Annotated in this window: 11 protein-coding genes; 7 read left to right on the forward strand and 4 right to left on the reverse strand. The window is 37.2% G+C overall.

The genetic code is table 11. The features are described from left to right. Positions 1–195: 195 nt before the first annotated feature. On the reverse strand, positions 196–1,494 hold the full coding sequence (locus tag KPC_RS14425) for an SRPBCC family protein (RefSeq protein WP_121975069.1): 1,299 nt from the start codon (positions 1,492–1,494) through the stop codon (positions 196–198). A 292-nt stretch (positions 1,495–1,786) separates the two neighbouring features. On the opposite strand from KPC_RS14425, the gene KPC_RS14430 reads away from it, so the two are divergent. The 3 genes from KPC_RS14430 to KPC_RS14440 all read left to right on the forward strand — a co-directional run bounded on the left by KPC_RS14430 (position 1,787) and on the right by KPC_RS14440 (position 3,502). Beyond that, the gene (locus KPC_RS14430; protein ID WP_121975058.1) at positions 1,787–2,287 is read left to right on the forward strand and encodes a YcxB family protein; all 501 of its coding nucleotides are present in this window, start codon (positions 1,787–1,789) and stop codon (positions 2,285–2,287) included. A 106-nt stretch (positions 2,288–2,393) separates the two neighbouring features. Further along, positions 2,394–3,032, forward strand: a complete 639-nt coding sequence (locus KPC_RS14435; RefSeq protein ID WP_121975059.1) for a fumarylacetoacetate hydrolase family protein — start codon at positions 2,394–2,396, stop codon at positions 3,030–3,032. Positions 3,033–3,145: 113 nt separating this feature from the next. Beyond that, positions 3,146–3,502: a YcgJ family protein gene (locus KPC_RS14440; protein ID WP_121975060.1), complete on the forward strand. Its 357-nt coding sequence runs from the start codon at positions 3,146–3,148 to the stop codon at positions 3,500–3,502. A 9-nt stretch (positions 3,503–3,511) separates the two neighbouring features. Here KPC_RS14440 and KPC_RS14445 read toward each other — a convergent pair whose 3' ends face one another. Beyond that, the gene (locus KPC_RS14445) at positions 3,512–4,309 is read right to left on the reverse strand and encodes an AraC family transcriptional regulator (RefSeq protein ID WP_121975061.1); all 798 of its coding nucleotides are present in this window, start codon (positions 4,307–4,309) and stop codon (positions 3,512–3,514) included. Between the two features lie 106 nt (positions 4,310–4,415). Between KPC_RS14445 and KPC_RS14450 the strand changes: the two genes are divergently transcribed. The 3 genes from KPC_RS14450 (at position 4,416) to KPC_RS14460 (ending at position 6,680) form a co-directional block, all read left to right on the forward strand. Next, positions 4,416–5,348, forward strand: coding sequence for a DMT family transporter (locus KPC_RS14450; RefSeq protein WP_121975062.1), 933 nt, complete (start codon positions 4,416–4,418; stop codon positions 5,346–5,348). After that, positions 5,329–6,228, forward strand: coding sequence for an aromatic amino acid DMT transporter YddG (yddG, locus tag KPC_RS14455; protein WP_121975063.1), 900 nt, complete (start codon positions 5,329–5,331; stop codon positions 6,226–6,228). The genes KPC_RS14450 and yddG overlap by 20 nt, the downstream gene beginning before the upstream one ends. A gap of 62 nt (positions 6,229–6,290) precedes the next feature. Further along, positions 6,291–6,680, forward strand: coding sequence for a hypothetical protein (locus tag KPC_RS14460; protein WP_146196647.1), 390 nt, complete (start codon positions 6,291–6,293; stop codon positions 6,678–6,680). A gap of 3 nt (positions 6,681–6,683) precedes the next feature. Here KPC_RS14460 and KPC_RS14465 read toward each other — a convergent pair whose 3' ends face one another. Beyond that, positions 6,684–7,928, reverse strand: a complete 1,245-nt coding sequence (locus KPC_RS14465) for a YihY family inner membrane protein (protein WP_121975065.1) — start codon at positions 7,926–7,928, stop codon at positions 6,684–6,686. Between the two features lie 115 nt (positions 7,929–8,043). On the opposite strand from KPC_RS14465, the gene wrbA reads away from it, so the two are divergent. After that, complete coding sequence (gene wrbA / locus KPC_RS14470) at positions 8,044–8,640, forward strand: NAD(P)H:quinone oxidoreductase (RefSeq protein ID WP_121975066.1); 597 nt, start codon at positions 8,044–8,046, stop codon at positions 8,638–8,640. A gap of 52 nt (positions 8,641–8,692) precedes the next feature. Here wrbA and KPC_RS14475 read toward each other — a convergent pair whose 3' ends face one another. Continuing rightward, complete coding sequence (locus KPC_RS14475) at positions 8,693–9,040, reverse strand: hypothetical protein (protein ID WP_121975067.1); 348 nt, start codon at positions 9,038–9,040, stop codon at positions 8,693–8,695. Positions 9,041–9,686 lie beyond the last annotated feature (646 nt).

The raw sequence follows: 9,686 nt of genomic DNA on the forward strand, positions 1-9,686 counted from the left end.
ATCTTGGGCAGCTAGATGAAATTATCTACTGTATGACATTTTTAAATTTTTGCTGAATTTCTCGGTAGTTATACAGAACAGAGCTATATCGGGCACCTCATTTGATCCGAACCCATTTTTTGAAAAGTTATCTTGATTAAATTTAGTTATTACAATGCTTTTTTATGAAAAGTTTACTTCTGGATCATGAACTTTTTATTTCAGCTTTTGAGTTTTTTGAACAAATACTGCATTTGCACCTAATGCTGGCAACATATCATGGTAAGGTAGGCTACGCATAGATCTGAGTAAAAATGGTGCTTTTTCATCTATTTTTACTGCACTGGTCATTTTTAAGAGTGTCCCTGTATTATTCGGGATAAGTTGAGTTTGACCTTTTAGATATTTCAAGTCACCGCCATTGGCATAAAATATATTTTCATTCGCATTTGGGTAGTTAAAGTGCATTTTAAAATCAAAAGGAATATTCAGCACACCTAAACCAACACTTACTTTAAAAGCTGCATCTTGTTCTTGAGTATTTACATCAGCTAGTGTGACCTTTTTGATTTGACGGGGAAAAATACTTTGATAGGAAGATGGTTTTAACCATTTTTGTAGTTGTTGATTCGATTGGGGAAAATATTGATAAGTGGTGCTAAAACGCATTTTTTCGCGCCCATGTGTGTAGGGGACGCTTGTTTGTGGTAAAACAAAACTGAACGGATGACTGGTTGTTCGGCTGAGTTCTAAAATCTTTTCTAATTGTTCTGCATTGAGAGCAAGAACAGGGAATTGCCCTGGTTGTAAATTATTGACTTTATTATTTGAAAATTTACGTTTTATTGATTCTAAAATAAAAGCATTACTTCCACTTGGAATGCCAAGTTTAACTTCAGGAATAGCGTTTAATATCTTTGAGAAAATAAAGCCTTTCGGCTGATTCAAGTCCCCCCATTGTGTCAGGGTGAGCAATGTTTTTTGGTCATTTACTCGAAACCATTCGAACTTTCCTACAGCATATGGGATTGGGGCATCAATCACCAGGCTTGCAAGGCTATTTTGACCTAGTTGATGTTGTATTGTGACGTTCTCATTAAAGTTTAAAACAGGAATAGGTGTTGGGATAGAAACTTTATATTTGACTTGGGAAATATTCGCCGTTTGTTCTGTTATTTTCGCTGTTTTAAGGGTTGGAAATAGTCCAACATAATGTTGATAGTCAAGCAAAAGCTTTTGCACTTCTTGTGTATTTGCAGGTATGAGAATCGCTGAAGAGGTAAATTTTACAGTAGGTGCTGAGTTGGTTTTTAATGTTGGGATAGAGGTTTTTTGCGGTATTTGTGCATAGATCAGAATATTATCTTGCGTTAGGTTTGCCAAAGTCTGGACATTATTTTGAAATGGTTTCAGACTGCTTGGAATATTTTCATTCCATGCTACGATCTTGGCGGAACTTTGCTGCTGGGCAAAACCTAAAAATATTACCAGTGGGATAATCGTTAAGGGGTTCATTGCAATTCCTTTTGTTTTTATTCGGGCAATCATTAAAAATATCTCAAAATCATGACGAGATATGAGAAAAGTTCTATTGTTTTTAGAGCTTTCTTGTGAAAAATATTCTCCATATTGATTGAGTTTTAATCAAGGTATATCCCATTTTTCCCTAATTGGATGACTTGAATATTTGTAAATTGGATACGCTCTGAAAAATAGAGGTGTTGTGTAAAATACGATAAAACGGTAAAGAAAATCTTTAATCTGGTGTAATATCTTGGCATGTTGAAATAGATATGTTGAACACATTATGTCAGACAGTAAGCCTGCATTATCCCTACGTTATTTTTTAAATTTAGAAGAATCTCAAGATGGTTTTGCCCTTGCAACTTTTGGAAAGAAGCAAATTAGCCGCTTTTTAACACCTCTGGTCAGTATTGGGATTGTGATTTGGGGCTTTTATCTCGGGCTTACGGGTGTGGGTAAATATTATGTTGCTCTAGGTGTTTTTTTCCTGATTTTACAGATTTTAATGCGTTTTTGGTTTTTACCAACGATGTTTAAACGTCAATTTATAAAATATCAATTTGGTAAGAGTGAACAAGGTATAGAATTATATCAGGATCATGCAGAATTATTTTCTAGTGGTCGTCCAAAACAAGGTTTTCAATATGTAGATGTGAAAAATTTTGTCACTGGTAAGTTGACTTATATGATCGAATTGAAGAATCGTACAGTCATCATTGTTCCCAAACGAGCGTTTGCTTCTGTATCGGAACAGACCTTGTTTGAAAATACATTTAAAAAGTAACTTTTACATGATTTATAAAATATTCTCATTGAGTGAGAATATGAAAGTGTATAAAACTAAAGCTGGAACTTTATATTTTTAAATGATTAAATAAGAAAGGAAGATTATGAGTACACGTCCATCAAAAATTGTCTGCGTAGGTCGCAGTTATGCCGACCACGCTAAAGAATTAGGTAATGCTATTCCTGATCGTCCTGTCTTGTTTATTAAACCTCCCAGTAGTCTGATTGCGCTGGAAGAAGGAATTTCATGGAATCCTGCATGGGGCAATTGTCATCATGAGTGTGAACTGACTTTACGTATAGATCAACCACTCAAGGCTGAATCTGATCCGGAAAAAGCTTTGCAAGCAATTGGTGCAGTGACGTTGGGACTGGACTTGACCTTACGTGACTTACAAGATGACCTCAAGAAAAAGGGGCAGCCATGGGAGCGCTCTAAGGCATTTGATGGTTCATGTGTACTTGGCGACTGGGTGGCTACAAGTGAAGTCAAATCTTGGGATGCTATCACTTTTGAGTTTAAGGTGAATGATCAGCTACGTCAGAAAGGTGATACGTCATTACTGATTTTTAATATTGGTTATTTATTGGCGGATATTAGTCAGGTTTTCTCTTTAGAGCCTGGTGATGTTGTTATGACAGGAACACCTGCGGGTGTTGCTGCATTGGCTTCTGGTGATCAATTGACCTTAACTTTGAATGGTCAAACTCAGGACTTTATCTGGAAGACCTTTGTAAAATAATTTCTTTACAATGAACAAACGGACTTTTAACACGATAAAGTCCGTTTTTTTATTTTACAGTGTATATTTTACACAAGATCTGACATCCAGTCGGACATATTTGGAGTATGAAAATGCAGAAGCTGCTTTTGATGTCATGTATGCTGACAGTATTGGCGGGATGTCAAAGTTTCTCCAATTCAACCAGTTCGCTTTCACTTGAAAACCCTGAGCGGAATGTGCTCTGTGATCAATATATTTGTGCTAACTCTCAAGGGGTGTCCAAGGAGCTGACTGCCAAATATTTAGGTGATACTCAGGCAAATAAGATTTTTTCTCAAGGCAAGTTTGATACTACACAATTTACCTTTTCGAATGGGATTTTCTGCGATACAAAAGAGCAAAGATGTCACACAGATCGTTATTTTAATCAGGATGGATCACGCAGCGTTAATGCTGCAGAATATACTAAAGCGCTTTTTGCTCAGTAATATCATATTTCAAGATTTATATAATTTTCTGAATTGATCCGGTGTCAAGTTCATCCAGCGCTTAAACATGCTAATAAAAGCTGAAGAATTGGCATAGCCTAGATCTAGTGCAATGCTCTCTACAGTTTTATTGGTATTGAGCATAGACATCGCATTCATGACTTTTAGCCGTTGACGCCATTCATTGAGTGACATACCAAGTTCCTTTTGACTATATCTAGCCAATGTCCGCTCAGTCATATTGAGTTGTCTGGCTAAGTCTTTTAAGGATGTACTGTCATCTGGATGTTGATGAAAAAAATCTAAAATTTCAATCAAGGCAGGATGTTTGCTTGATGGCAAGTAACTTCCGAGGATTTGGGCATACTTGAGCTGATCAAGTAAAACTTGCAAGATACGAAGATGTTCAGGTTCATGATCGGGGAGTGTAGAACACCTTAAATGCTCCAGAATTGCAGGCACAAAAGCATTGGTCATTAAAATACCTGCATGCTGGGGAAGATCCTGACATAAATTTTCATGTACATATAGTGTGCAATGGGTAACCTGAGTGCGGTTTAGACCACTGTGCTTGAGATTTGGTGGAAGCCATAGACCATATGGTGGAGGTGTTAAGTAATTGATTTGATCAATATTGACTTCTAGCACACCGTTAAATGAATAAATAAATTCACCCCATGCATGTGCGTGTTGAGGATAGATTGATTCAGCAGGTGCATCCGAGACACGAAACCAGAGTGCTGCGGGAATGTCGTCATAGGTTGCAATCTGTTGATAGTTCAGACTTGATCTGGAATTCCGTTTCATGTGATAAATTGCCTGAAAAATAAGATGTATTGTCTGTTTTAAAGTATATCTTTTAAATTAGACAAGATTATAGTGAATCCATCCTGTTTTGATAAGGTTTTAAACCGTGGGCGAGCGGAAGGTACTTGATGCTAAGGCATCAGGTTTAATGGTCTTTATTTGTATGGTGTGGGGACTTCAACAAATTGTCCTGAAATTGGCAGCAGCAGATATTTCCCCGATTATGCAAATTGCATTACGCTCAGGACTGTCTTTAATCATGGTTTTCCCTTTGATCAAACTGTTACCTGGGACAAAACTGTTTTCAAAAGAGTTTCTGATTCCTGGGGTGTTGGTGGCTATTTTATTTTCGATTGAATTTATCCTGGTTGCTGAAGCTTTAAAACTAACGACCGCTGCACATACTGTTGTATTACTCTATACAGCACCTATTTTTGTGGCCTTAGGATTAAACTGGAGACTGGCATCTGAAAGATTGACGAATATTCAATGGCTTGGAATATTGATCGCATTTTTGGGAATTGTGGTGACTTTTTTAGGTAAGGAAAGCAGTTCCAGAACGGATTTGTCCAGCATGCTATTAGGTGATGTCATGGCATTACTAGCAGGTATATCTTGGGCACTGACGACGATTACTTTGAGACTAACCAAATTATCCGAAGTACATTCAACTCAAACACTTTTTTATCAATTGCTTGGTGGTTTTGTATTTTTATTGCCCATAGCGATTTTAACTCATCAGGCAACAATCCATTGGACTATGCTTGCGATAGGTAGCTTGGCTTTTCATACTGTACTCATGTCTTTTGTCAGCCTTTTAATCTGGTTCTGGCTATTACGTAATTATCTGGCTGCCCAACTAGGTGTTTTTTCATTTTTAACCCCTATTTTTGGTATTATTTTCAGTGTGTTATTTTTAGGCGAGCGTATTGAACATAGTTTTATTTTTGGCACTATTATGGTCATGCTTGGGGTGATGATTGTGAGCTTACACCGTTGGATTAGACAAAGATTTCATCATGCAGAATCCATCAAATAAAGCGACCTTGATTGGGTTATCTTCGATTCTTATCTGGGCAAGTTTGGTCGCAGTAGTTAAGTTGATAACGGAAGCACTGACGCCAATTTCAGGAATTGCCTTAATTTATAGTTTTAGTGCAATCTGCATTTTATGTTTGAGCGGATTTCCAAAAATAAAGCAAATGCCCAAAAAATATTTATGGGGTTGCGGAGCGTTATTTGTCAGCTATGAAATTTTATTTTTATGCTCTGTAGCTTTATCTAAAAGCCATGAACAGGTCATGATTATTGCGATGATCAATTACTTATGGCCACCACTAACGATCGTGATGTCGATATTGGCAAAGCAGTTAAATTATCGTTATAGCGTTATTCTTGGATTTTTTATTTCTGTTTTTGGCTTGTTATTGGTTGTTAATCCAGACATATTGAATTTAAAGAAAATGCATCAGGTGTTGTCACAAAACCCTGTTGCTTATGCTTTTGCCTTGATCGGGGCGGTTGTATGGCCTTGTTATAACGTATTTACGAAAAAATATGCAGAGGGACATAACGCCGTGCCCTTATTTTTTCTTATTGCAACGTTAATGTTGTGGATCATTCATTTTATAAGTCATGAAACGTTTATTGTTCCTGACTTTTCTTTAGGCTTGGCAATCGTATTGATTGGTGGGCTCATCGGGATTTCATATAATAACTGGAACTATAGTCTTCAGTTTGGCAATATTAAGTTATTGATTTTGGCAACGTATTTTATTCCAATATTTTCTTCATTATTATCCATGATGATCTTGGGCTTTCAGCCAGAACAGGGTTTTTGGATTGGGACATGTCTGGTCACTTTAGGTGCATTGATTTGCTGGAAAAGTACTTGGCAGGTTTCACATATCAGATCTTGAACAAGGTAACGACTTACGTTTAGATGTAGTTAGCTTTACGTTGATTTAATCAGGTTATGAATGTGTCTAAGCCAAAATTTCTCTATCATGGTTCAAGGAAAAAGTTAAAAATATTAATGCCTCAGCAGGCAGTAGGGGATGCTGGGGTGGATAATCTGAATGGCATCTATGCGATTGAAAATAGAAGAATTGCTGAGTTTTTCGCATTATCAATGACGGGGGTGGACTCAAGTGCCCGTTTTAATATTGCTTTGCACAATGGTGAACCTTACTTGACATTGTTTCGAACGGAGCTCGATTGGAGTCGTCGGGGATATTTGTACACTGTTCACTCTGGGTATTTTGAGCGGGTTGATGACACGCAGTGGTTATCAACCCGGCAGGTTAAACCAGAAATGATCGAGATAATCGATCCTATTCAACTCAAAGACAAAATAACAATTACTTTTTAGAGGCTATTTTTCCTCAAAAATAGTTGAAAGCGGAATGGATAGTTTAGCAGCCAAATAATCATCGGAATCAACCAATGCTGGACCAATGCGTTGCATCCAGATGTCATCAGGATGGATATTCCCGACATCCTCACGCCGTGGTAAAGGGTAGGAAAGTTTTTTGTAAAATGACCAGAAGTCTACAGTATCCAGATTTCGTACCAGTACATATTCATTATTTTCAGTACGTTTGACCAGATTTTGTTTTTCGAGCATTAAAACATAAGATGGCCAGCGTCCTATTTCGCCACGGCCCAATATGTCTAGTGCCTCAGCATCTGTTACAGACTGACCAACCTTCTGTTTTTTATAGAAAAGCTCCAGAATATCCAATAGCATCAATACAGGGTGGCGTGTTTGGATCTTGCCTGTGTGAAATGCGGTAATGGCATAACTGATTTCTACACCTAATAGTACGATATTCCAAGACAGATAAATCCATAAAAGAAAAATGGGAATCGCGGCAAATGCACCATAGACTATGGTATAGCTGGTAAAGTTTGCCATGACAAAACCAAACAGGTTTTTGAGTAGTTCAAAGGTTGTTGCACCGAATATCGCAGCAATTGCTGCTGCTTTTGCAGGAACAGTACGATTTGGAATTGTCCAGTACAGTATAAAAAAACCTAGAATACTCAGTGCAAAGGAAACCATCCAAAGTAAAAAAGCTCCATCCAGTTCATATCCTGCAAAATTATTGCTCAGAATATTCATTGAAGCCAAAGTTGATGAAATAACAAAAGCACTGCCCAATAAAATAGGACCAAGAGAAATAATCGTCCAGTAACGCATAAACCCGATAATGCCATTACGTGTTTCTTGTACTCGCCAGATACGGTTAAAAACAGTTTCGATACTGGTAAGCATCATGACAGTGGTGATAAACAGAAATAAGATACCGATAACAGTGAGGTTGCTGGATTTTTCTGTAAAGGCATTCAGTGCTTTATCGAAAGCAATGCTAGATTTGGGTAAAAAATTACTATAAATCATTTGTTGCAGTTGTTGGCGAGCTGGCTCAAGTGCCTTGATTGATGAGATGATCACCAAAAAAACTGTCAGCATGGGAACAACAGCAAATAAGGTCGTATAGGTCAAAGACGCAGATTGATCACGACAGCGATCAGCTTCAAAGCGTCTTAAAACAAATAAGATAAATTGAAACCAGTTTTGTTCGTAGAAGGGTAATTTTTTAACTAAATCTATCATAAAGGGCTAGACTCAAATCTTTTTAATGATCTTTATTACATTTTGATTGAATAGCTTAACCAAAAAATGCAAAAAATACCGTATAGTTTTCTTTTTAATCGTTATTCAAAAAAATATGCAACCTTACGTACTCGTTTTATATTACAGCAAATATGGTTCAACAAAAGAAATGGCGCACTTGATGGCAGATGGTATTGAGTCATCTGGCATATCGGTAAAAATACGAACTGTTCCAAATCTTGCGACTGTTGTTACACAGGCAGCGCCGAGTATCCCGGACGAAGGTGATATTTACTGTACTCTTGATGATTTGGCAAATTGTTCTGGTCTTGCACTAGGTTCACCAACACGCTTTGGAAATATGGCGTCTGAAATGAAGTATTTTTGGGACCAAACGACCAGTCTTTGGTTAAATGGAGCATTACATAACAAACCTGCATGTGTATTCACATCATCAGGATCTATGCATGGAGGGCAGGAAAGCACTTTATTGAGTATGCTTCCTCCATTGTTCCACCATGGGATGATCATCATGGGACTAAGTAATGCTACACCAGCATTATCTAACACTAAAACAGGCGGGACACCTTATGGTGCGAGTCATGTGAGTGGTACGCGGCATGACCTGAGTTTAAGTCAGGATGAAAAAATCTTGTGTGAAGAACAAGGCAAACGTTTGGGTAACATTGTAAAAAAATTACAGGTATTTTAGGTAGATATGGATCGAAAGTGAATCATCCACACACTTTCGATCAGATTTAAAATTATTTTACATTGAAGCGGTGATTACATTTTAGGCAGAGATAGTCAAAGAAAAGGTTCTTGTCTACGATGACTCCCGCTTTTTTACCAAAGCGATTACCCAAAACTCCTCCTGTGATCCCGATACTTATTGCCCCGACAAAAGTACCGATCGTTCCCCCTACAATAACGCCAAGAGGTCCAGCTACTGTACCAATGGCAGCACCAACTGATGCTCCAGATGCAGCGCCACCGACAGTACCAGCAGTCGCTCCAGCTGAAGTTAAAAGAATACCGCCCACTTTTTTAAGTGGTTTTTCTTCATGATCCCTTTTTTCAATTTCTGTTGAACCACATTTAGGACATTGCATAAATTTTCATTCTTCCTGTCGAACTCATGTCAAAAATCTTTTAATCAAGATAAACCTGAGTGGATTTTGATATTTTAAAATTGAAATATAATTGAAAACATTATTTCAGGTATATAGCAATTTCCCTTGATTCTAGCGAATAATACTAAAAAGTATTTATATTCCTTGTAAGTAGCTTTACTCAAATTGATTGAAATATGAAGAAAAATTGTAGATTAAGAAATAAAGAAAACCAAATTTGAGAAATTGATATTCGATGTGTTTTAAATGGTGGATGGCGTTTGTAAGGCATTGCCTTGATTAAAAGATGAGTCTTGGTCAGGAGGATTTAAATAAATTTTATTTTGGACAAAAAGGAGTAAATCCTGAAAAAGCGGATGCCAGTTATTGCAAGGTTGTGTAAATAATAGGGGCCAGAAAAACTCGAACTTTAAACCGACATCATCTTCGCAAAAATGTGACCAAGTATCAGTAAGTAGCTCATGTGAATTATACAGAAATATATACAAGTTAGGCTCCGCTTCTTTAGGATAATGTATTCTTGGGGACAACTTTCCGCATTTTTCATGTTCTATATGGGGGATAAACCGCATATAACATAGTGTTATCATTTTGAGTGGCACTATTTATTATCTAACTAAAAAAT

The sequence above is a fragment of the Acinetobacter stercoris genome (assembly GCF_900323515.1).
Classification (GTDB): Bacteria; Pseudomonadota; Gammaproteobacteria; order Pseudomonadales; family Moraxellaceae; genus Acinetobacter; species Acinetobacter stercoris.

Bases quoted from the DNA above. Each gene is read 5' to 3' on its own strand.
- KPC_RS14425 (WP_121975069.1), bottom strand. From the start codon at position 1,494: ATGAACCCCTTAACGATTATCCCACTGGTAATATTTTTAGGTTTTGCC.
- KPC_RS14430 (WP_121975058.1), top strand. From the start codon at position 1,787: ATGTCAGACAGTAAGCCTGCATTATCCCTACGTTATTTTTTAAATTTA.
- KPC_RS14435 (WP_121975059.1), top strand. From the start codon at position 2,394: ATGAGTACACGTCCATCAAAAATTGTCTGCGTAGGTCGCAGTTATGCC.
- KPC_RS14440 (WP_121975060.1), top strand. From the start codon at position 3,146: ATGCAGAAGCTGCTTTTGATGTCATGTATGCTGACAGTATTGGCGGGA.
- KPC_RS14445 (WP_121975061.1), bottom strand. From the start codon at position 4,309: ATGAAACGGAATTCCAGATCAAGTCTGAACTATCAACAGATTGCAACC.
- yddG (WP_121975063.1), top strand. From the start codon at position 5,329: ATGCAGAATCCATCAAATAAAGCGACCTTGATTGGGTTATCTTCGATT.
- KPC_RS14465 (WP_121975065.1), bottom strand. From the start codon at position 7,928: ATGATAGATTTAGTTAAAAAATTACCCTTCTACGAACAAAACTGGTTT.
- wrbA (WP_121975066.1), top strand. From the start codon at position 8,044: ATGCAACCTTACGTACTCGTTTTATATTACAGCAAATATGGTTCAACA.
- KPC_RS14475 (WP_121975067.1), bottom strand. From the start codon at position 9,040: ATGCAATGTCCTAAATGTGGTTCAACAGAAATTGAAAAAAGGGATCAT.